Raw genomic sequence first — 22,843 nt, 5'->3', positions numbered from 1 at the left:
TATGCCGGAACATCACATAACATTGACCACGCGTGACGGACAGCGTTTGGACTTTAGCTGCCCGGATCAAAGCGATATCATCAGCGCCGCCGAAAACACCGGCGTTCTCTTGCCGTCTTTATGCAGAGACGGCGGTTGCGGCGCTTGTTTAGGACATTGCGCGGAGGGGGATTACGACTTGGGTCATTACAACGCAAGCATGTTACCCGATGAATCCGTACAGCGGCGCGATGTTTTGTTGTGCAGAACCTACCCTAAAACCGATCTGCAAATCACCGCGCCGTATGACTATGCGCACATCAATTTCGGCCGGAATGAAGCCCGGCAAGCCGTCATTAGCCAGCTGGAAACCATCGCCGAAAGAACGATGCGCTTGCGGTTATCGTGGCAAGACGAGCAAAATGGCCTCGCTGTTGAATTCGAGCCGGGCCAGTGCATGGAGTTGGAGATTCCGGGAAGCGGTATTCGGCGCGCTTATTCGCTAGCCAATACCGGAAACTGGCAAGGAGAAATGGAGTTTTTAATTCGCTTGCAACCCGAAGGCCGGTTTTCCGGCTATCTAAGCCAGCGCGCGAATGTAGGACAGGTGCTGAATGTTTACGGTCCCGGCGGCGCTTTCGGCCTGCAAGCCGATAGCATCAATCCGGCGATTTTTATTGCAGGCGGGACCGGCTTGGCGCCGTTTCTATCTATTCTGCGCCGAATGGCCGAATGGGGAGAAGACCGGGTTATTCATTTGATATTCGGTGTTAACCGCGAAAGCGAGTTGTTTTGTGTCGATGAGCTGCAAGGCTTGCAGCAGCAATTGCCCGGTTTGACCGTGACTGTTTGCGTCTGGCAACCGGAAACCGACTGGGCAGGTTCTAGCGGAACACCGGCCGACGCATTGCAGTACTATTTACAGCAGCAGTCGGGCGATTACGACATTTACTTATGCGGCCCGCCTTTATTGGTTACAGCGGCCACGCAAATCGCTATGGATTCAGGCATTGCCGAAACGCGGATTTTTTCGGAAAAGTTCGGCTGATAATGGACTTACGTTCCCACCGCTCCAGCGTGGGAACCAGAAAGTCTTAATCCTATCGGTTAATAAGAAACGGTCGAAAACTGGATCGCCTTGTTGTCCGGCAAGACCCTTGGTGCTTGTGCATTACTCCCTTTTGATTGAAAAACCGTCTGAGAATAAAAGGAGTAATCGCTTCGATAATCGCGACGAAGGCGCGCTCCCACAAGGGGGTAGATTTCTCTGTGGGAGCGATCCCCAGATCGCGATTTCGAAGCAGGGTACGTAAGGTAACAATAAATGGTATCGAGGTCACATTGGCTAAAATGGCAAGGCTGTAACTACGATTTATATATAACGAAGAACCGAGGACCGTGGGTACCAGAAAAGCAAACCCTACACTAAGTCATAGGTCCGGGAAGTTATTTGTCGCGAAATCCTTAGCCTCAATTCAAACTTTGGCTGGCTAAATAATCTTCATAATTGCCGTTAAAATCGACGATGCCCTGCGGAGTCAATTCAATAATCCGCGTTGCCAACGAGGACACGAACTCGCGGTCATGGCTGACGAAAATCAGCGTTCCGGGGTAATTTTCCAGCGCGGTATTCAAAGATTCGATCGATTCCATATCCAAGTGGTTGGTCGGTTCGTCCATGACCATGATATTGTTTTTTTGCAAAATCAATTTGCCGAACAGCATCCGGCCTTTTTCGCCGCCGGACAGCACTTTGACAGATTTGTGAATGTCGTCCTGCGAAAACAACAAGCGGCCTAAAGTGCCGCGAATAGTTTGATCGTCATCGCCAGGCTGCCTCCATTGCCCCATCCATTCCGTTAGGGTAATGTCTTCGGCAAAATCGCCGCCATGATCCTGCGCATAATAACCGACGCTGGAATTTTCGGACCATTTTATTACCCCTTCATCGGCAATCAAATCGCGCACCAGTGTGCGGAGCAAGGTGGTTTTACCAATGCCGTTAGGACCGATCACGGCGACGCGTTCGCCGACCGAAACCACGAGCTTGAGATTTTTGAACAAGGGTTCGGCACCGTAGCCTTTGCTCAAACCTTCCACTTCCAACGCCAAGCGATGCAGCTTTTTATCTTGATCGAAACGAATGAAGGGATTGACTCGACTAGACGGCTTCACTTCGTCCAGCTTGATTTTTTCCAATTGTCTGGCGCGTGAAGTGGCTTGCTTGGCTTTAGAGGCATTGGCCGAAAACCGGCTGACGAAGGTTTGCAACTCGGCAATTTGGGCTTTCTTTTTAGCATTGCCGGCCAGCAGACGTTCGCGCACTTCGGTGACCGCGGTCATGTATTCGTCGTAATTCCCCGGATAAATACGCAGTTCGCCATAATCCAAATCCGCCATGTGCGTACAGACGCTATTTAAAAAGTGGCGGTCATGCGAAATAATAATCATCGTCGAGTCGCGCTCGTTCAAAATGTTTTCCAGCCAGCGAATCGTGTTGATATCAAGGTTGTTAGTCGGCTCATCCAACAGCAGAATATCGGGATCGGCGAATAAGGCTTGCGCTAACAAGACGCGCAATTTCCAGCCGGGCGCAACGGCACTCATCAATCCGGCATGTTGTTCCTGCGGAATATCCAAGCCCAGCAGCAATTCGCCGGCGCGGGATTCGGCAGTATAACCGTCCAGTTCCGCGAACTCCACTTCCAGCTCGGCAACTTGCATTCCTTCTTCTTCGCTCATTTCCGGCAGCGAATAAATGCGGTCGCGCTCCTGTTTAATGCGCCATAGCTCTTCATGGCCCATAATAACAGTATCCAGTACCGTAAACGTCTCGAACGCAAATTGATCCTGCCGCAAATTGCCCAAACGTTCATTAGGACCGATACTAACGTTACCGCCGGAAGGTTCCAGTTCGCCGCTTAAAATCTTCATGAGGGTCGATTTACCGCAGCCGTTAGCGCCGATCAGGCCGTAACGGTTGCCCTCACCGAATTTGACGGAAATATTTTCAAACAGGGGTTTTGCCCCGAATTGCATGGTGATATTAGCTGTTGAAATCAAGATTTTGTTCCGGATGTATAAGTGTTGTAAAAAACCGCCCATTTTAACCGGTTTAGCAGGGTAAAAGAGAGTTAATTAAAATTACGCCCATCCGAGCGAAAAAACATCTAGTTTTCAAAAAGAGCCGATCGGCTTGGAATAACGAGACTGCCCATAAGCGACAATTTAAGAAAGGAACGCATCATTCCGCCAAGGATTCACTCCGGGCTATCCTGCCCGGAGCCCTTCGGATAAATGCAAATCCGTTCCATACGGATTTGTGGCGGAATCCAGTGCCACGGATGGCAATGCGTAGCTTCACATCCATATAACCTGGATATCGACAGTCCATACCGATATGACAAATAAGGCCATAAACGCACCATAGAATAGACAACAAATTGGGCTTATGCCTATTCCGTTCATGGTATCAAATGAAGAACTGGCCTCAATCTCATGATGATAGGCCAAGCAGAGTTTAGGGGTGAGGCATTATTGATCGGCAAATAATTGCGCTAACGTGTCTGCGGTCAGGATGCGTTCAGACCAACGCCTTAACTGCACGGTATCCGCCTGTGCCAATTTCAAGACAATATCTTCAGGTAATGCACCGTATTTGAGTGTTATCAGGCGGTGAAGCAAGGCACGCTGGCCTTCCTCTCGCCCCTCTTCCCTACCTTCTTCCCTACCTTCTTCCCGTCCCTCTTCTCGTGCTGTATCAATCACATTTTTCAAATCGCGATAATATTTCAGGCTGGACTCATACGCCTGACGCTCTTCGGGCTCAAAACGGGCAATGCTCGCTTTTTCAAACAAACTCAAAAAGACTTTTTCACGCAAACGCGGCGGGATGTCGTCCAGTTCATGCAAATGGCGGAACAAAAAGAACCATTTGTCTTGCAGGGTGTCGAGTTGGTCTTCCGTTTTCCTGAAGTTGGGCAAGGTCAAGTAGATAAAGGTCAGCTTGTCGTAAAACACCTGATGATGCTGGTTTTTCAATTGCACCCGATGGATGACTTCATCGCGCTGGGCATTGTCCTCATCATCAAACACAAAGTCCAGGATGCCGATGGTGTAGACAGCCGATAGTCTAAAATCCCAGTCGCCACGTTGGGCTTGCTGTTGAATCGGGAAGGTGGCATAAAAGACGCTGCGGTCTTTGAAGAAGTTCTGTTTGGCTTTTTGCAGCTCGACAATAAAATATTCACCGGTCGCGCTGACGCAATTCAGGTCAAAGATGGCTTTGCGGTCCAGCGCCGTCGCGCCTTGATATTCGTTATTACAGAATTGTAATTCGTGAATTTGGTGGTGTTCCGGCAGTAAGGTATTCAGAAAGCTGATCAAATGCTCTTTACTTGCCTCTTCGCCAAAGGCTTTTTTAAAGCCAAAATCGGTGAATAGATTGATGTACTTTTCTTTCATGAGTTAGGACAAAGACAATACAACATGAGGCCAAGTTTAGCATGATTCAGCTTGTGCCTTTTATTTCCTACTCCGTTTATACTCAAAAATTAGCTAACTTCATGAAGGTATGGGGAGTGGCTAGCGAGGATGTCGGCAGCAGGGAAGATTTTTGCTCCTGCAAAATCTGCATTCACGCCATCCTTGGCGCTCGAGATGCCGCCAAGCCCCCATGGATGGGTTCGCGGCGGTCCTCGATAGACACATCCCATGCCTTTTATTCTTTGACGGTTTTTCAATCAAAAGGGAGTAAATAATTTGTATCTGACCTCAGTTTTTATGACCCCAGTTTTTGATACTCGAATGGTTTCCGGCAATGTCGTTAAGCTTGACATCGAAAATATTACCATCTAGCATCTAGAGTCAATCATAATTTTAAGAATAAGCAAACAGCCTATTCAACTTGGCAGACGGATTTGCCTGAGAATCAGTAGGAATGATTCTATGACTGCGGGTTTCGGTCATATTCCGACAGGAGCGCAGGTCACTATCACACAACCAATCGAACCAAATTGTTGGATAAATCATGACTCAACCAAAACCTCAAAACCCGCTCGATAAATTCTTGCTGTTTTCCGTCTGTATCGCGACTTTCTCAATTTCCGCGTGCACGAATACCACAACGAAACCCGAACAGATATCCGAAGCCCAAGCCTGCACTCATTTGAAAGCGCTGATAGCGGACCATCCGAACCATTTCAACAATACCAAAAAAGCTCTGACACCCAGCAAGCGTCTTTCCGTCTGGGAAGCCGACAAACTTTTCCCAAGAGCCGACAGTTGTCAGGTTTGGGAATGGGCGGCCGGATTATTCGACTATGCTTGCGAATGGAGAACGGGTAAGGACGAAGAAAAGGCTATCAACAACTACCAATACGGCATCGACACGATTCAAAATTGCCTCGGTGAACAATGGACCGCTCAAACCAACGCAACTCAAAGCGGAGGCAAGCACACGACTTTCAGTAATGCAGACATCCCAACCATCGTATCGATACGCTATTTCAAAGAACAGCGAGGCTGGCCGACATCGTGGCTAAACACATTCGTTGTCGGCGATCGGAGCAATTTGCAAACACCCATGCAATAAATCCAAGAAAAAAAAGCGGGGGGTGGCCGCGAATCAAGGAAAATAAGAACGGCGATTGAGGTTATTGTTCACAAGAATAAGAGCTCTTTACTCTAGACCTGACTCTATTCCTTTTGAGATCTGCTGCGCGAGCGGCCGCATGGTACAGCGCTTCTGGAAATTCAACACAAAAAAAGGGCGGGTACTTTCTTACAATTATTTAGGACTGGATTTATGGCGTTTTTGTCGGGCATAGGCCGCCGTCTTCAAACTTGCTAGAAAAAAGTAGAAAAAAGGGTCTAGAAAAAAGGGTCAGGTTACATTTCAGAGTCACTGTTTTCTACCCCCGGCACACGACTTCGACGAAAGGCACTTCCCAAACCGGGCATTGACAGCGCTTGCGGTATTGCTCCTCCCCGTCTTCGGCATGGCGGCGGATCATCGCAAGCACAGTCGTTTTTTCCGCATTGACGTATTTGTCCGCCCATTCGTGTTGGGCTTTTTGCGACAACGCGGCTACGGTTTCGCCGCCGGATTGCAAAACCAATTTACCGTTGATACGGGCGAAATTCGGTTCGCTGCCCGGTTTTAATTCCGCGAGACGCCGGTGTATCGAGTGTTGTTCGGGAAATGAACCGGCATAGCCGATGTTGAAGTCTTTTAAGCCTAGGATTTCGTAATCGCGAAGAATGATTGGCCGATCTTGCGCATCGAGCTCCGGCGCTTCGGTCATCAGCAAATGATCGCCTCGTATCTCGGATAGATAGGGGTTGCGAAGATCCTTACGATGCATAAGGCAAAGCGTTTCTCGCGCGCGGGTCATTGCAACATAGAGCAGACGGCGCTGCTCTTCTCCCTCTCGCGAATTCCAACCGCCGTCGATTATCACGACATGATCGAATTCGAGACCTTTGACCGAATGTACAGTGCCGAGCAAGACGCCCTGTCCGAAGGTTCGGTCGAGACGTTGTTCGGCGAGCATTTCGGCGATGAAATCGAGAGTCTGACTGTTGGCCGTTTCGCCGTCTCCGGTTTCATTCCGCCAGTCGAGGAGAAGTTCTTTGAGCTGGAGCAGCCAGGGGTTACCCGGTTGCTCGCCATAATGTTCGCCCAGCCAATCGAGCCAATACGACGGGCGCGTCAGCGGTTCCGCATGATTTTTTAGCGCATCGAGTAAGCCCGCGTTTTCGCGGATACGAAACGGAGGCGGCCTTCGATCGGCCGGCAGCACGATGCTGACCGGAATGCCTTGCGCCTCCAAAACGGACCGGACCGGACTTAAATAGCGCCATTCGCGCGCAAGTACCGCGCAGTTCGGCCATTGCAGGCGAACGTCTAATTGCCGCATCCGCTTGAGTTCTTCGGCAACCTGCAAGGCTTGCATCGACTCGCCTACGGTATCGATTTGCCTGACTCTGCCGCGCGTTAAAGTATCGAGCGCTTGCCAGCGCCCGCCGGGTTCGAGGTTGCCGCGCTGTTTGTTGATTCGTATCGGATGCTGTTGTTTCATCCGATCCCGGTTATGTCCGATCAAGGCGTTCGCGGCGGCGATGATATGAGCGCTCGAGCGGTAATTTTCGACTAAGTAATGAACATGCGCTTGATAGTCTTGCTGAAATTGCCGGATGAACTCGACATTCGCGCCGCGAAATTGGTAAATATTTTGATCGTCGTCGCCGACCGCGAGGATCGTCAATTTACTGTCTTCGTCGAGACTGCGCCCGGCAATCGCGGAAATGAGCCGGTATTGCTCCGCGTCGATATCCTGGTATTCGTCGACCAGGATGAAACGATAGCCTGCCAGTAAGCGGTCTCGAGCCGCGTCCGGCTCGACGCCGAGCAAATTTTTTTCGCCTTTCAAAAGTGCTATCGCCTCGCCGATCATTTCGGCGAACGACTCAGCAGAGGCTTCGCCGTCGCCGTACAAACCGCTTAAGGCATGTCCGGTCAAGCGCAAGCTGAAACCGTGATAGGTTTGCACGGTCACGTAGCGCGCTTCGTCGCCGGCCAGTTCGATCAGCCGCCGACGAATTTCGTTTGCGGCGGAACGGTTGAAACACAGCACTAAAATCGCCTGAGCCGGGACTTGCTTGACGCGCAACAAATACGCGCAGCGGTGCACGACGACGCGCGTCTTGCCGGAACCGGGGCCCGCCAGAATCAGCGCATTGTCGTCTTCCGGCGCCGAGACCAGCGCGATTTGTTCGGGATTATTTAGATCGGAGGCGATGCGCTGAAAGGCTTGTTGGCTGGCCGCGCGTTCGAGTATTTCCTTGCGCCCGGCAAAATAGCGCTGCACGAATTCGGCCTTATCGAGCGAAAAATAGGCGACGACGAAAGCCAGCGCCTGACCGATTTTTTCGAGTCCGCGCCGCGCATATTCATTCATCACATGCACCTGAAACACCCGTTCGCCGTAATGCTGGGACAGCGGCTCGTAATCGCCCTTGCGGTAGCGGCGCGACTTTGCTTCCGGCAAGACATTGATGGTCATCGCCTGCCGGAAAACCGCAAGGCCTTTTTGCAAGGTAATGATTTTTTGTTCGTGCAAAAAATTCAGCGCCCGCTCGACCGCCGCGAGCGGGTCCTTCACCTCCGCCAATGCGACCGCATCCTGCCGCAAAGCCGACAGCAAATCTTCGGCGGCAAATTCGACCAGCACATCGGCGGCCGGCGGCGCGCCTTCCGGTACCCGGCCGACGATGCAATCCAACACGATCTTGGCGATGCCTTGCCGTTTTTCGGCAGTCGCAATCAGCGCGGGCCAGCCGCGGTTTAGTTTGACCGCATATTGATCGAGCCCGCGATGACGCACAAATAGACTGCCTTTGTTACCGGCCAAACCCAAACCGTCCCGGCTTAGACTATTCAACAATAGGCGCAGCGCTTCCAAATGGCTTTGTTCGTAACCTTGATCCAGCAAATGTTGGTTTAAATGCCGAAGCGACAAGACCTGCCAATCGTCGCCTGCGGCATCGGGGGCTAATTCGCGCATTGCGGCGATCATCGCGCGCTCCAGTTTGCAGACGGCAGTTAATTGAGCCTGCGATGATTGAGCCACCTTGTAGCGAATGAATGCAGTCAGCAGCAGACTTTTTTGAATCAGCCCCTGCTCGGCCATGTCGTATAAAGTTCGAATCACACGTTGGCTGGCCGTTTCCCCGGGCTTGTCTTCGTCATTTTCGGCAAACGCACCGAGCATCGCCAATTGATCGGCGCTGAAGCCTTCGTCGCTGTCGGCATTGAACAATTCTTCGAGAATCGCGAGCCAGCGTTTTTTCTGACGTTGCGAAAGCGGTAATTTATCGATCTTAGCTTCGGCTTCGTCGAGACTTTTGACCTTCGGTCGACCCTGGAAAACTTGCGTACGGTTTTCGTTGCGCTCGACGAAACCGGCCCGCTCCAACCAAGAAACCGCCGTGACGACCTTGGTCGCGGCGTTATAATCGTCGCTGCCGAACGACGTGTCGACCGCATCGTTTTGCAATAGCTCGCCGGCCGTCAAGATGACATTGCCGAACTTGTCTTTTTTGCATCGCCTGATTCCGCGAAGCAACTGCGCGATATCGCGTTGCGTAATTTGCGAATGCGCCGATAGTTTAAATTGCGTGTCGATATCGTTCTCATCGAATAACAAAACGCATTCGGCATCCTGACGGTCGCGACCGGCGCGCCCCGCTTCCTGCAAATAGTTTTCGAGCGAGCCTGGAATGTCGGCATGAATCACCAAGCGTACGTCTTCCTTGTCGATACCCATGCCGAACGCATTGGTCGCGCTAATCACGCGGGTGATGCCGCCGACGAAGTTTTCCTGGATATGCTTTTTCTCGGCCGCATCCTTGCCGGCGTGAAAGGCCTCGGCTTGCCATCCCGCTTGTTGCAGAAACTCGGCCACCGCTTCGGTGTTTTTTTGGGTCGAGCAATAAACGATCGCGCTGCCGGTCTCGCCGGTCAAGCGCTCGGTCAATAGGGCGTGGATGCGCGGGTATTTGTCGGCGGCATTGACGGTCTGCACTTCGAAATGCAAATTGCTGCGTTCGACGCCGCCCTCGAAAACCTCCAATTCCTGACCCAAATGAGCGCGAAAATAGTCGATGATTTCATCCTTGACGTCTTGCTTCGCGGTCGCGGTGAAGCACTGCACCGGCGGCTGCGGCGCGCGGTGCTTCGCGGCAAATTCCTTGATGAAGCGCGCGGCATAGAGATAATCTGGCCGAAAATCATGCCCCCACTTAGATAAACAATGCGCTTCGTCGAACACCCAGCAGCCGATTTCCCGTTGTGCGATCGCATTTTGAAAACCGGTATTGCGCAATTGCTCGGGAGAGACATAGAGTATCGCGATGTCGCCCATTTGGATTGCCCTGAGCACTTCGCCGCGCTCGGGTGCGGTCAACAGACCGTAGAGCGCTGCAACATTCGGCGCGCCGGTCTTGTTGCGCAAATTATCGACCTGATCCTTCATCAAGGCCTGCAGCGGCGAAATCACGACCGTCAACACGCCGCGCCGCTGATAGCGCACCAATGCCGGCAATTGAAAACACAGCGACTTGCCGCCGCCGGTCGGCAGCACCGCAAACAACGGCCGGTCGCTCATCGCGGCCTGCACGATCGCTTGCTGTAAGCTGCCGCCGTCATCGCTTGCCGGTTCCTCCCGGAATGCCGGAAAGCCGAAATAGCGCGTCAATTGGCTCACCGGATCGTGCACGCCGGCACAATAGCGGCAAGCCGGATTGCCGCACGGAATATCGCGCAATTGACTCAAGGCCGGGCCGACGTCGTGAAAACGTTGCCGGACCCATGGCGGCAGCACCGAATTTCCGCCCGCGACCCGCAGCCAGGCTAGGCAATAAGCCAACGCTTGACGCAAGCGAGGGTCGGGCAGATATGACAACACGACTTTGTTGAACGCAGTCTCGCAGACTTTTCCAGACGACGTTTGCTTGAATATATCGAAGGCTTGCGAGGCGCCCGGTAACACGGCCCCGACAGCCTCCATCATCCGGCAGATTCCGCTGAAACCAGGATCGCCGGAAAAGGCGTAATGATAAAACGACACGGTGCCGAAGGCTTGCTGCTGTTCATGCAATACACTCCATTGATCCTGAAACAGCGACTCGGCCAACTTGGCGTCGAGCAAAGGATCGCTCAGGCCGTCGCGCACCAATTTGTAATTCTTAACGAGGCGATGATAGGGATTTTCGGGAAAGGCCAGCGGCGACAGATAAAGCGTATCGACGACCGGTTTATTCAAAAAGGCATGATTCGGTGCTATTGCGCGGCAAACCGGCAAATCGTGACCGAGCAGGTTATGGCCCAGGAGACATCCGGCCTCGGCGGCAAAGCGGTCGAACTCGGCCAAGACGCTTCGAATATCGAAAGGCGCTTTGCGAATAAACTCCCGGCCTCGAAAACGCCCGCCGAGCGCGAAAATCTCGCCGTTTTCGTTAGTTTCGAGATCGAGGCTACAACAGTCGTTTTGAAAGGCTTGCCAGTCCGTTGTCATAATTATCTATTTCTCGCGCTGAGGCGCGGAGTTATTTAACGATTGATTGTAAACTATTCTTATGTTCGGCTCATTCCCAAGCTCTTTGCTTGGGAATGCAGTCTCGGAAGCTCTGCTTCCCGTGACGGCAAGCGGAGCTTGGGAAACAGTGAAAAACTTATTTTTGTTTAACGATGGGTATAAAATGGGCGGCTTTGCCGATAATCGCGATATCCTGTGTGTTGAGAAAATTGTTCCTGCCTCGATAAAGCTTTTATCCTAGAAAAAGCATTTCACCATGAAGATTATGAAGAATAAGAATTTAATTCAATAGCTTGCCATGGTCGTGCAAAACAATTTTGCTCTACTGAAAGGTTACTCAAAATTAACGAATATCCTTTTGAAATACTTCATGTGCTTCATGGTAAAACTGCCGAATTTAGGTTTATGACAGGACACCACGCGTGTCATTTGCGCCACACTCAGTCTTATATACGTAGGAAAAGTATTCTTGGAAATTATGTTCGTTTTTGGACGCCTGATGTTGTCATCGATGTCCAATGTTTTTCAAAAGCAGCTCGCCCATCAAGGCTTGCACCCGTTTTACATCGTTGCGGCAACCTATATCGTATTGTCCGTATTATCCTCGCCCTTTCTGTTTGATTTCGCCTTTTCGGGATTGAGTCCGTCATTTTGGCTGAATGTGTTTCTGGCCGCCTTGCTCGATGTCGGCGGTTGGATGTTTTTGGTGATGTCGCTGTCTAAAACCGACTTATCGGTATTCGGACCGCTCAACGCCTACAAAGTTATTTTTTCGATGTTGTTGGCGTTCCTTTTTCTTGGCGAGGTACCCTCGACTCAGGGTTTTTTCGGAGTCTTGGTCATCATCGGCGGCAGTTTTTTGCTGATGCCCCCGTCGAGCGACGCGACAGGAAGCCGGATTGGACAATTGCTGCTCGACCGGGGCGTTCAAGCCAGGTTTCTCTCTATCTTGTTGTTTTCGATCGGCACGGTTTTCCTGAAAGGCTCGCTCGAGCATTCGACGCCGCTGGAAACCTTGATTTTTTGGTCATTGTTCGGCTTGCCGCTGATTTTGGCGGCCAATGCTTATCTCAATCAAGAACCGTTGATGAAAAGCCTTAAGCAATCGCGAACGCATCTATCATTGATTTCCGCCACCGGCGCTTCGGTTTTCGTGATGCAATATCTGACGCTGGTGTTGATGTCGCATATGCTCGTGGCTTACGCGCTGGCGCTGTTTCAATTGGGCATGCTTTTACAAGTTTTTCTCGGGCACCGCATTTTCAATGAACCTCACTTGCTCCGCCGCTTGATGGCAAGCTTGGTCATGGTGCTCGGCAGCCTGATCGTGTTGCAAGTGAGGCATTAAACCATTGAAAACCAGGCACAACGTTTCCGCGCGGAGTTTTTCCACTCATACCCCCGAATTAAATTCGTTGCAAAATATCCGCGACCAATTCCGGCCCGCTATAGATCAAGCCGCTGTAAACCTGGACTAGACTCGCGCCGGCCTGTATTTTCTCTAATGCGTCGTCCCCGCTCAGTATGCCGCCGGCTGCGATGATCGGTAATTTGCCGTTCAATTCTGCAGCCAAGGCAGCGACGACTTCGGTCGATTTTTGCTTGACCGGCCCGCCGCTCAAGCCGCCGGCCTCTTCGGCCAATTTATGGCCCGCGATTACATCCCTTGCGATCGTCGTGTTGGTTGCAATAACCGCGTCGATTTCAAACTCGAGCAATAGCGCTGCGATATGGCGGATTTCATCCGGCGTCAAGTCCGGCGCGATCTTGAGCGCCAGCGGCGTGTATTTGCCGTGTTCTCGTTGCAATTTGACCTGCTCTTCCTTCAATGCCGCAATCAGGCCCTTGATTTCGTTGCCCTGCTGTAATTGCCGAAGATTTTTCGTATTCGGCGAGGAAATATTGATCGTGATATAGCCGGCCGCGCGGTAGGCCTTGCGCAAGCCGATCAAATAATCCTCGGCCGCCTTTTCGATCGGCGTGTCGAAATTCTTGCCGATGTTGATGCCGAGCACACCTTTGTATTGACAGTGTTCGACGCGGTTCAACAGATGATCGATGCCTTTATTATTGAAGCCCATGCGATTGATGATCGCCTGATGCTCGGGCAGACGGAACAGGCGCGGTTTCGGATTACCCGGTTGCGAACGCGGCGTGACCGTGCCGATTTCGATAAAGCCGAAACCTATGGCAGCCAGCGCATCGATATAATCGCCGTTTTTGTCGAGCCCGGCGGCCAAGCCGACCGGATTCTTGAATTCGAGCCCCATGATGTTGACAGGCTTGACAGGCAATTTAGGATACAGCATCGATGACAATCCCGATCGATACGCGGCTTGCAGCGCCTTCAAGGTTAGATTGTGGCTGACTTCGGGGTCGAGGGAAAATAATAACGGGCGAATTAATGGATAGAGGTTCATTAGAAAAAGAGTGAAAATAATTGATCGTTTTCGCCGGAAAATCGTGACAACGAAGCGTCACCGGCGCATTTCGGGAAAAGCGTGGGAATCTTGACTCATAACGTCAAGACTGCTGTGTGTCATTTTATGAACGGCAACATTCGAACCAGCGCATCATCCTTCGCGAGATAATGATGATACAGCGCGGCCAAGACATGCAAGCCAATTACGAAATATCCGACCGTGCCGACCGTCGCATGGACTTCCTTGATTGTTTTGGCGAGCTCCGGATCTTTGCCGATCAACGCCGGAAGTTCCCACCCGAAAAACGGTATCGGTTTACCGGCTGCGCTCAGCATGAACCATCCGGCCAAAGGCATGCCGACCATCAACAGGTACAGACTCCAATGAACGGCAACAGACAAATATTTTTGCCATGCGGCTATGGCGGGTTCAATCGCCGGCTTGACATTACTCAGGCGCACTGCCAGACGCAGCCATACCAAAAAACCGACCGACAGCCCCAGCATGAAATGCCACATTTTCAACGCTTCGCGCGGATCGCTGCCTTTAGGGTACAGTACGCGCAATTCGATGCAGGCATACAGCCCGACCATCAGCATAAACATTAGCCAATGCAGACCGGTCGCCAGCGAACCGTAACGTCGAGGCGTGTTTTTCCAACTCATTTTTTTGTTCCCTCGCTCCGGAGACTGTGAAGGTTTTCATTGCTTCGAAATAACCATGAAAAATTAGACTGTTGATTTTATAGTATTTTTCTTCATTGTCTTCATGGTGAATAAATTTTTTAATGCCGTCTTCGCCAATTTATAATTCGGCACGTCTTATAAGCCGGGTTCACACAGGGAAACCCGTCATTCCGCCATGGACTGGCGGAATCTAGTGCCATGGATGGCAGGCTTTTAAAACACATTCGAGCCTGAATGCCAAAATTACTTATTCTGTGACGGTTTAACTTAATGGTTCCCACGCAGAGCGCGGGAACCCTCTACAATTAAAGCATTATTGCTTAGACATCAGACCTTTCGCGAACGCGATCGCCTTTTCCGCCAGATCGTTGACCAAAGACGGACTATCGCCATGCGGTTCGATTTCACCGAACGGCTTGCCGTTTTCTTGCGTAAATTTCAATATAAAATACCCCAGTGGCGCAAAAGCCACCAAAGCAATAACTAACATTGCCACGACCAATTGAATAAGATCACCGGACATGATTTCCTCCTCGTTTTTATAACATTATTTTTTTTATTGGAATCAGGAATATAACGCTGTCATTCCGATGGCTCAAGCAAAAAATGCAAATTGCGATACGAATCTTGATTTGTCGCGACTTATACCCCTCTTAGATCAAAATTCGACGCCGGGCTGTCCGTCAAAGGGCGCCGTGAATACATCCCTATAGGCTCTATGCCGGCTCTATGCTGGCAAAGCCTTTGCCGAAAACCCCTGCGCCTCCTCAGGCGCTGCCGAAATTTGAAGTCCGAAAGGTATAAAGCCCAGCCCGATCGCTAAACCAATCGGTTGCTTTGCCTAAATTATCGTCGTATACTTCCGACCTAGCTTACTTGATCAAGCTGGCATAACACTTATAAACATACTTCTGGAGGTATTGATTATGAAATGGGAAACACCTAGCTACACAGACCTGCGTTTCGGTTTTGAAGTAACAATGTATATCTACAACCGTTAATTATTACGGTCGGATAAAAAAGGGGCTTGTAAGAGCCCCTTTTTTTTGCATCGAATTCCTATTTCGAATAAGAAATTTTCCCGGCTTGACATAAAATGACGCTGCCAGCCTTTCAGCGCCCCGCAACAAAGCCCTAGCCGTTTGCGGACAACCTTTAATTGACGTATGATTCAGCTCTTTTAATCATTCGAAACAATGCCATGAAAATCAGAGTACTCGGCTCGGCAGCCGGCGGGGGATTTCCGCAATGGAACTGCAACTGCCACAATTGTCATCGTATTCGCCGCAACGAAATGAACGGCAAGCCCCGCACTCAGTCATCGATCGCGGTCAGTACCGACGACCGGAATTGGTTGTTGTTCAACACATCTCCGGACATTCTGACACAGCTCCATGCATTCCCTGCGATACAGCCGCGCGAAGGCGTGCGCGACACCGGCATCAAGGCGATCCTGCTGATCGACAGCCAAATCGATCATACGACCGGTTTATTGATGCTGCGCGAAAGCCGGCAGCCGCTCGATATTTATTGCAGTGACATGGTCAAACAGGATCTCAGCACCGGCTTCCCGACCTTCAAAATGCTCGAAGATTACTGCACCGTCAATCATCATCCGGTTCCGCTAGACGGCAGCAGCTTTACGATTCCAAGCATCGAAGATTTGAAATTTTATACGCAATCGCTGAAAAGCAAGGCGCCGCCCTATTCACCGCACCGAAACGACCCGCATGACGGCGACAATATCGGCGTCATCATCGAACAAATTTCGACCGGAAAAAAAGTCTTCTACGCGCCGGGCCTCGGCGAGATTGAACCGCATGTGATGGATGCAATGCAACTTGTTGATTGCGTGATGGTCGACGGCACATTTTGGACCGACGACGAAATGGTCACGCAAAACATCAGTCACAAACGCGCCCGCGAAATCGGCCATTTACCGCAATCGGGCCCAGGCGGCATGATCGAAGTGCTAAACGGGGTGCCGAATACTCGTAAAATATTAATCCATATTAATAACACCAATCCAATTTTGGACGAAGATTCCGAGCAGCGTAAAACACTCGATGCCGCCGGCATCGAAGTATCTTACGACGGCATGGAAATCGATTTATAAAAGAGACCTCCCGGTAAATCCTATGAGCAACAGCGAATCAAAACCCTGGACCCGTGAAGAATTCGAAGCCCAGCTTCGCGGGATGGAAAAGTATTACCATATCCACCATCCGTATCACACGCTGATGAACGAAGGCAAGCTGACCAAGGAACAAATCCAAGGCTGGGTCGCGAACCGCTATTATTATCAGGTCATGATTCCGATCAAGGATGCTAACATCCTGGCCAATTGTCCGGATCGCAAGACCCGCGCGATCTGGATTCAACGCATAATGGATCATGACGGCCATCCGAACGATCCGGGCGGCATCGAAGCCTGGATTCGGCTCGGCATTGCGGTCGGCCTAACGCGCGATGAAATCACCTCATTGCAATATGTACTACCCGGCGTGCGTTTCGCGGTCGACGCCTATGTCAACTTCGCGCGCCGCGCCGATTGGCACGAGGCCGCCAGTTCGTCGTTGACCGAACTGTTCGCGCCGAAAATTCATCAGCAACGCCTCGACAACTGGCCGACGCATTACCCATGGGTCGAAAAAGAAGGTTACATTTATTTTCGCAAGCGTCTCTCCGAAGCACGCCGCGATGTCGAACACGGACTGGAATTGACGCTGGACTGGTTCAAAACCCGCGAACAACAAGAACGCATGGTCGAAATCCTGCAATTTAAGCTAAATGTGCTCTGGACGATGGCCGATGCGATGTACATGGCGTATATCAATGAGATGCCACCGTATTTCAATGTCAAACCTTGACCGACAACGAATCCTGTGATGGGAGAATGTCATGCAAACGGCGATACAAAAACATTTGTTCAGCATTTCCGATTACGATCGCATGGCGGAACGCGGCCTGTTCGATGAAGACTCCCGCATTGAATTGATTGATGGAGAGTTTTTCGATATGGCGCCGATTGGCAGCAGGCATGCAAGCATCGTCAGTTTTTTGGCCAGTGCCTTGATAAAACAACTGAGCGACCGAGCAATCGTGCGCATTCAAGACCCGGTGCGGCTCGGCGATTTTTCCGTGCCGCAACCCGACTTGGCGGCCGTCGAACCTAAAACCGATTTTTATCGAACACGACATCCGGAAGCGAACGAAATTCTGTTGCTGATTGAGGTGTCCGACTCGACCGCCAGTTACGACTTGAACACCAAAATACCGCTCTATGCCAAATATGCGATTCCCGAGTGCTGGCTAATCGATATCGACAAAAAAACGGTGGCCTGCTTTACCGAACCGCTTGAAAACAGCTATAAAATGCAGCACATTTACCATGCCGATGAATCCGTGCAATCGATTCAATTCGATTGCCTTTCAATCAACTTAGGCAGCCTACTTGATTGAAAAAGCAAAACCGGAACCTCACCGCAACCTGCATACTTGAAAATTTTTCGGCATTACCATTAGCCATTATTCGAATCAAAGCACTATGACCATCGACCCGGACAAAAACATCCGCTTCTCGCCGACGCACCGGCTGCAATGGGAAGAAGCGCAACAAAAAGACGTGATCCTGTACCCCGAAGGCATGGTCGAGCTCAATCAAAGCTCCGCCGAAATCCTAAAGCTTTGCGACGGCAACCGTAAACCGCAGCAAATCGTCGACGAATTGGAACGAAAGTTCGAAACCACGGGTCTTCGTAACGACATCATCGCATTTCTGGAAGTAGCACTACAAAATGGCTGGATCAGACAAGATTAACATTACCCCTCCGCGCTGGCTGCTGGCCGAGCTGACCTACGCATGCCCGCTGCAGTGTCCTTATTGCTCGAATCCGCTCGATTACGCGAAACATTCATCGGAACTTTCGACCGAAGACTGGAAGCGCGTCTTGTTACAGGCCCGCAAGATGGGCGCGGTGCAACTGGGCTTGTCCGGCGGCGAACCTCTGGTCCGCCGCGATTTGTCCGAACTGGTCAGGCACGCGCGCGAATTGGGTTATTATTCGAACCTGATCACCTCGGGTTACGGCCTCACCGAAGAGCGCATCGTCGAACTGAAACAAGCCGGGCTCGACCACATTCAAGTCAGCATTCAGGCCAGCACGCAGGAATTGAACGACCATATCGCCGGCACCGTTTCTTACGAGCATAAGAGAGAAGTCGCTCATCTAGTCAAGAAACACGGCTACCCGATGGTCCTGTGCGTCGTGATTCACCGCGAAAACATTCATCAAATGCAACAGATTCTCGAAATGGCCGAAGAACTCGGCGCCGATTATCTGGAGCTCGCGAACACGCAATATTACGGCTGGGCGCATGCCAACCGGGACCTGTTGCTACCGACCCGGGAACAATTCGAACAGGCCGAAGCGATCGCTCAGGCCTATAAAGAAAAAGTCGCCGGCAAAATGAAAATTTATTATGTCGTGCCGGATTATTACGAAGACCGCCCGAAAGCCTGCATGAACGGCTGGGGCACGACTTTTCTGACGATCGCGCCGGACGGCGTCGCTCTGCCTTGCCATTCGGCGCGCGAATTGCCGGGGCTGGATTGCCCGAACGTGAACGATTACAGCATCGAGGAAATCTGGAACGAGTCGAAGGCCTTCAATTTTTTCCGCGGTTTCGACTGGATGAAGGAACCCTGCCGCAGTTGCGACGAAAAGGAAAAAGACTTCGGCGGCTGCCGCTGCCAAGCCTATTTGTTGACCGGCGATATGTACAACACCGACCCGGTCTGCAGTAAATCGCCAAACCGATATGTCGTACAAGAAGCCATCGACTCGGCGAAGTCCGCATCATTGGCGCCAGGCGAAAAGCCGCTGATTTTCCGAAACAGCAAAAATTCGCGGGATTTTGCGTAGGGTACGCACATTCATAAGCCCCAACTTAAGGAAGAAACTCGTCATTCCGCCAGGGATTGGCGGAATCCAGGGCCACGGATGGCAATGCGTAGCACCACATCCATACAACATGGATATCGACAACCCATACCGATATGACGAGTAAAGCCATAAACGCACCATAGAATAGGCACTAAGTTGGCGCTTATGGGGTACACACTGCATACCTTTTCCCGAGGACTACGCTTCGATTACATCTCACAAAAGGTGCGCGATGCGGCACCCTACATCGATTCTCTTACAAACCCTCCCAAGGCGTGAACAATCCCTCGGTTTCGACGCCGAACATCGCCAGAATCCGACCTACTCCGTCGTCGACCATCGCTTCGATCGAGTTCGATTTATTGTAGAAAGCCGGCATCGGCGGATAGATGATGCCGCCCATTTCGGTCACGGCCGCCATGTTGCGGATATGCGCGAGATTCAACGGCGTTTCGCGCGGCATGATCACCAAACACCGACGCTCCTTCAGCACGACGTCGGCCGCGCGCGAAATCAAGTTATCGCCGAAACCGTGCGCAACCGCCGCCAAGGTTTTCATCGAACACGGCGCGATGATCATGCCTTCGGTCTTGAAACCGCCGCTCGCGATTGTCGCAGCGACGTCGTTTATCTCATGCGTCACATCCGCCCATTCATAGAGCTGTTTGCGCGACATAGCCATCTCATGCTTCAGATTGACCAAACCGGCCGATGAAATGACTAAATGCGTTTCCCAGTCCGTCTTTTCTCGCAACACTTGCAGAAATCGAAGTCCGTAAATCGCGCCGGTCGCGCCGGTAATGCCGATGACGAGTCGTTTTTTTGTATTCATGACTTTATTGATTCCAAGGAAGCTTATCGGCCATTTTGTCGGTCGCCGACACCAAGGCGTCGATCATATCCTTGCCTTGTGCGATATGCCCGGCATTCGGCAATACGATGAATTCGGCATGCGGCATCGCTTTATGCAATCGCCAACCGGCCTCTATCGGACAGACCAAATCGTTGCGGCCGTGGATGATTATCGTCGGAATAGCCTTTAAGCAGGCGCAATTGTCGAGAATCTGATTTTCTTCGATGAAATAAGCATTTCTCGCATAATGCAGTTCCATGCGGACTTGTTCGAGCATCTTATGCGTCGCGTGTTTCTCATGCGGCACCGGTTTGAAATCGGAACCCAAAGCGACTTGCCCACCCCAAGCGGTCCATTCTTTCGCCGCGCGCAGACGCGCCAACTCGTCTTCGCCCCATAATGCATCGCACAAACCTTGCACCGGGTCCTGCTCAAATTCGGCGGAAATGCAATCGGCCAAGCGCGACCATTGTTCCGGATAGATGCGCCCCGCTCCGTTCTTGATAAACCAATCCAAATCTTTTTGCCGAGCCAGAAAGACACCGCGAATGAGCAAACCGAGCACCCGTTCGGTATGCTGCTGGGCATACAACAAGGCAAGCGCGCCACCCCATGAACCGCCGAAGACCAGCCATTGCTCGATACCCAATTGAATACGGATACGCTCCATATCATCGATCAAGCCAGCTGTATCATTACCTTCCAATTCACCAAACGGCAGCGACTGCCCGCAGCCTCGCTGGTCGAATAGAATGATGCGGTATCTTTCGGGGTCGAAAAAACGCCGATGATCGGGCTTGATGCCGGAACACGGCCCGCCGTGCAAAAACACCACGGGCAGACCGTCCGGATTGCCGCATTGCTCGACATAGACCGAGTGCTTGCCGGCGTTCAGAAAGAACGTATCGAATGGGGATATTTCGGGATAGAGGGTTTTCATTAAATTATATAGGGGCGAAGGTAATTCAGCCTGAATCAAAACATTGATAAAGGAGTGCTTATGCCATCAGAGTCGCGGCAAACCCCGGCCCGCATGAACGCCCAATGCTGTAGAATGAATGCAATGAAGCCCATCGGATCGGTCTTGGTGATGGGCTTTGCTTCGCTCACCCCCTACTCCTGGATTCTCGAAGCGCTTCCAAAATATCGTCGGTTGTTGCTTTGGTTTTGATTCCCGACACGTCAAAAGGGGACGAGTATTTTTCGCTTTTCGCTTTTAACGAAAAGACCGCTCCGTCTTTTCTGTGTATTTCGACTTCCTCTGTTTGAGCATTAACCAATAACTCAGCTAGATGCCGTCTCGCTTCAGAATAAGTAACAACTTTCACTCTGCTTACCTCACTACCTCAATACCCAGATCTTGTGCAACTTGCTTCATTTTTTGTCGAGTGTCATCAAAGGACAAGACAATAATCTTGCGCATTGCAAAAAATAGGCATCATAAGCATAAATATTAAAGTCAATCGCTAATTGTAATGCCTCATAAATATCTACTTTAATAAGCCGTACTGGTATTTTGCTCGTGGTATTTTGAGCGATCAAAGCTTCCGCCCGGGTTAACCGCTTTCGCTTGATCATCGCGGATAAAGCATTACCGATTTCATATGGTAATATTTCAGGAGCATAGATACTGGCCCCCGAAGTATGTTGGATGATACTCTCTCTTTCCGGCTCATCAAGAACCACCGCTAAAAATATACTGGTGTCGGATACAATGTTCACAAGCTGAATTTTACAGCCTTGTCATCATTTGACAAGCGACCAAAAGCAAAAAGGTGCGCGATGCGCAGCCTACGCGGACATAAAAAAAGGAGGGGTTTGACGCCCTCCTTTTTGCTTAGCTTGGAATTTAAGCGTTTTGCTTAGAAGCCAAGACCGATATAACCACCGGCGGTGACAGTATTGGTGTCGACGCCATCCAAAGAATCGGCGGCCCAGTGATAACGCACGTCGGCACCAACGTAAATGTTCTCGTAAATACGATAATCGGCACCGGCGCCGAATACAGCACCCGGACTAAATACGGTTACCGCGCCGGACGGCGGACTGATGATGTTGATATCGAAACCGATCGGAATCAACCAAGGCCTAAAATCACTTCCTTTCATGAATTTGATTTTAGGCGAAGCACTCAGGTTGACTTGATTGATCGTAACATTTTGGCCCGTTAAAGCACTAAATGTAGCATCGTCAAACTCCTTGTATTCGACCATCAACTCAGCCAAGACTTCGGCGCCATCCCACAAGCCAAATAAGTCGTCGCTGGTACTGAAATCAAAACCGCCGGCAAAATACCACGCATTTCGGCTTCCTTCATTAGGACCGACAAGGCCGCTGGCCAACGGATCACCATTCGGACCATTTACACCCAAAGCCAATCCAAGCGCAGAAGGATTACCGTCGAGATCAAACCCGCCTCGCGAACCATTATTTCTCGCCCAACCGCCTCTCAACAAGACCATATGATCCTTGCTTTTTGCTTCAGCAGGAGCCGATTTCACCGACGCCGCCCATTCATCCAATTCCATGACTTTTGCGGTGTTTTCTGAAGCCGCGCGGCTTGCCGAGTCGCGTACGCGATTCAATTCGCCTTGCATTTCTTGCAACATTTGCGACATTTGATTAACTTGCGCTTCCAGCGCTTCGACTCTGGCATCGGCCGATGCGGTCGGTGCAACCAGCGCGCCTGCCGCCAATACTGCTGCCACGCCCAGAGCGGTTTGAGTTTTGTTCAGTTTCATCGGTTCCCCCTCGTAAGAGATTTTTTTGTTTATGTTTTTTTTTGCCTTAAAACAACAAGACTTTTTCACGAAAAGGATAATAGCAGCTAAAATTCATCCTTACAAGTTCCTTACAG

20 protein-coding genes are annotated in these 22,843 nt (G+C 51.0%); 10 read left to right on the top strand and 10 right to left on the bottom strand.

What is annotated here, in order from left to right; translation table 11 throughout:
* Window position 1 precedes the first annotated feature (1 nt).
* Window positions 2-1,027, top strand: a complete 1,026-nt coding sequence (locus tag EQU24_RS03020) for a 2Fe-2S iron-sulfur cluster binding domain-containing protein (protein WP_026130194.1) — start codon at window positions 2-4, stop codon at window positions 1,025-1,027.
* A 422-nt stretch (window positions 1,028-1,449) separates the two neighbouring features.
* Here the strand turns inward: EQU24_RS03020 and EQU24_RS03015 are convergent, their stop codons facing one another.
* On the bottom strand, window positions 1,450-3,084 hold the full coding sequence (locus tag EQU24_RS03015) for an ABC-F family ATPase (protein ID WP_017840919.1): 1,635 nt from the start codon (window positions 3,082-3,084) through the stop codon (window positions 1,450-1,452).
* Window positions 3,085-3,513: 429 nt separating this feature from the next.
* Complete coding sequence (locus EQU24_RS03010; protein ID WP_138767068.1) at window positions 3,514-4,443, bottom strand: Rpn family recombination-promoting nuclease/putative transposase; 930 nt, start codon at window positions 4,441-4,443, stop codon at window positions 3,514-3,516.
* A gap of 565 nt (window positions 4,444-5,008) precedes the next feature.
* Between EQU24_RS03010 and EQU24_RS03005 the strand changes: the two genes are divergently transcribed.
* Window positions 5,009-5,572 carry a hypothetical protein gene (locus EQU24_RS03005; RefSeq protein WP_017840921.1) on the top strand — a complete coding sequence of 188 codons (564 nt, stop codon included), beginning with the start codon at window positions 5,009-5,011 and terminating at the stop codon, window positions 5,570-5,572.
* A gap of 319 nt (window positions 5,573-5,891) precedes the next feature.
* Here the strand turns inward: EQU24_RS03005 and EQU24_RS03000 are convergent, their stop codons facing one another.
* Window positions 5,892-11,057 (bottom strand): RecQ family ATP-dependent DNA helicase, encoded by a 5,166-nt coding sequence (locus EQU24_RS03000; RefSeq protein ID WP_017840922.1) that lies wholly within the window; start codon window positions 11,055-11,057, stop codon window positions 5,892-5,894.
* A gap of 61 nt (window positions 11,058-11,118) precedes the next feature.
* On the opposite strand from EQU24_RS03000, the gene EQU24_RS02995 reads away from it, so the two are divergent.
* Together EQU24_RS02995 and EQU24_RS02990 are read left to right on the top strand one after the other, a co-directional pair.
* Window positions 11,119-11,319: a hypothetical protein gene (locus EQU24_RS02995; protein ID WP_017840923.1), complete on the top strand. Its 201-nt coding sequence runs from the start codon at window positions 11,119-11,121 to the stop codon at window positions 11,317-11,319.
* Between the two features lie 237 nt (window positions 11,320-11,556).
* Complete coding sequence (locus EQU24_RS02990; RefSeq protein ID WP_017840924.1) at window positions 11,557-12,426, top strand: EamA family transporter; 870 nt, start codon at window positions 11,557-11,559, stop codon at window positions 12,424-12,426.
* Window positions 12,427-12,484: 58 nt separating this feature from the next.
* Here the strand turns inward: EQU24_RS02990 and EQU24_RS02985 are convergent, their stop codons facing one another.
* The 3 genes from EQU24_RS02985 to EQU24_RS02975 form a co-directional block, all read right to left on the bottom strand.
* A complete protein-coding gene (locus tag EQU24_RS02985; protein WP_017840925.1) occupies window positions 12,485-13,498 on the bottom strand; it encodes a quinone-dependent dihydroorotate dehydrogenase in 1,014 nt (337 codons plus the stop codon).
* 119 nt (window positions 13,499-13,617) lie between these two features.
* Complete coding sequence (locus EQU24_RS02980; RefSeq protein WP_017840926.1) at window positions 13,618-14,166, bottom strand: cytochrome b; 549 nt, start codon at window positions 14,164-14,166, stop codon at window positions 13,618-13,620.
* 334 nt (window positions 14,167-14,500) lie between these two features.
* Window positions 14,501-14,710, bottom strand: coding sequence for a hypothetical protein (locus EQU24_RS02975; protein ID WP_014147102.1), 210 nt, complete (start codon window positions 14,708-14,710; stop codon window positions 14,501-14,503).
* A 403-nt stretch (window positions 14,711-15,113) separates the two neighbouring features.
* Between EQU24_RS02975 and pqqA the strand changes: the two genes are divergently transcribed.
* The 6 genes from pqqA (at window position 15,114) to pqqE (ending at window position 19,112) form a co-directional block, all read left to right on the top strand.
* A complete protein-coding gene (gene pqqA / locus EQU24_RS02970) occupies window positions 15,114-15,188 on the top strand; it encodes a pyrroloquinoline quinone precursor peptide PqqA (RefSeq protein ID WP_006892363.1) in 75 nt (24 codons plus the stop codon).
* Between the two features lie 200 nt (window positions 15,189-15,388).
* The gene (gene pqqB / locus EQU24_RS02965) at window positions 15,389-16,303 is read left to right on the top strand and encodes a pyrroloquinoline quinone biosynthesis protein PqqB (RefSeq protein WP_017840927.1); all 915 of its coding nucleotides are present in this window, start codon (window positions 15,389-15,391) and stop codon (window positions 16,301-16,303) included.
* 22 nt (window positions 16,304-16,325) lie between these two features.
* Window positions 16,326-17,057, top strand: a complete 732-nt coding sequence (pqqC, locus tag EQU24_RS02960; protein WP_017840928.1) for a pyrroloquinoline-quinone synthase PqqC — start codon at window positions 16,326-16,328, stop codon at window positions 17,055-17,057.
* Window positions 17,058-17,088: 31 nt separating this feature from the next.
* Window positions 17,089-17,649, top strand: a complete 561-nt coding sequence (locus EQU24_RS02955) for a Uma2 family endonuclease (RefSeq protein ID WP_017840929.1) — start codon at window positions 17,089-17,091, stop codon at window positions 17,647-17,649.
* Between the two features lie 85 nt (window positions 17,650-17,734).
* Window positions 17,735-18,007: a pyrroloquinoline quinone biosynthesis peptide chaperone PqqD gene (gene pqqD / locus EQU24_RS02950; protein WP_014147097.1), complete on the top strand. Its 273-nt coding sequence runs from the start codon at window positions 17,735-17,737 to the stop codon at window positions 18,005-18,007.
* Complete coding sequence (gene pqqE / locus EQU24_RS02945) at window positions 17,985-19,112, top strand: pyrroloquinoline quinone biosynthesis protein PqqE (protein ID WP_017840930.1); 1,128 nt, start codon at window positions 17,985-17,987, stop codon at window positions 19,110-19,112. Before pqqD ends, pqqE begins: the two co-directional genes overlap by 23 nt.
* Window positions 19,113-19,389: 277 nt before the next feature.
* Here the strand turns inward: pqqE and EQU24_RS02940 are convergent, their stop codons facing one another.
* From EQU24_RS02940 to EQU24_RS02920, 4 genes are all read right to left on the bottom strand, one after another.
* A complete protein-coding gene (locus tag EQU24_RS02940) occupies window positions 19,390-19,965 on the bottom strand; it encodes a UbiX family flavin prenyltransferase (RefSeq protein WP_017840931.1) in 576 nt (191 codons plus the stop codon).
* Between the two features lie 4 nt (window positions 19,966-19,969).
* On the bottom strand, window positions 19,970-20,926 hold the full coding sequence (gene pip / locus EQU24_RS02935; protein ID WP_017840932.1) for a prolyl aminopeptidase: 957 nt from the start codon (window positions 20,924-20,926) through the stop codon (window positions 19,970-19,972).
* A gap of 434 nt (window positions 20,927-21,360) precedes the next feature.
* Entirely contained in the window at window positions 21,361-21,708 is a 348-nt protein-coding gene (locus tag EQU24_RS02925) for a type II toxin-antitoxin system VapC family toxin (protein ID WP_017840935.1), read from the bottom strand.
* A gap of 140 nt (window positions 21,709-21,848) precedes the next feature.
* Window positions 21,849-22,727: a porin family protein gene (locus EQU24_RS02920; RefSeq protein WP_017840936.1), complete on the bottom strand. Its 879-nt coding sequence runs from the start codon at window positions 22,725-22,727 to the stop codon at window positions 21,849-21,851.
* Window positions 22,728-22,843 lie beyond the last annotated feature (116 nt).

The sequence above is a fragment of the Methylotuvimicrobium buryatense genome (genome assembly GCF_005931095.1).
Classification (GTDB): domain Bacteria; phylum Pseudomonadota; class Gammaproteobacteria; order Methylococcales; family Methylomonadaceae; genus Methylotuvimicrobium; species Methylotuvimicrobium buryatense.
This window is presented reverse-complemented; position numbering and strand designations above follow the sequence as displayed.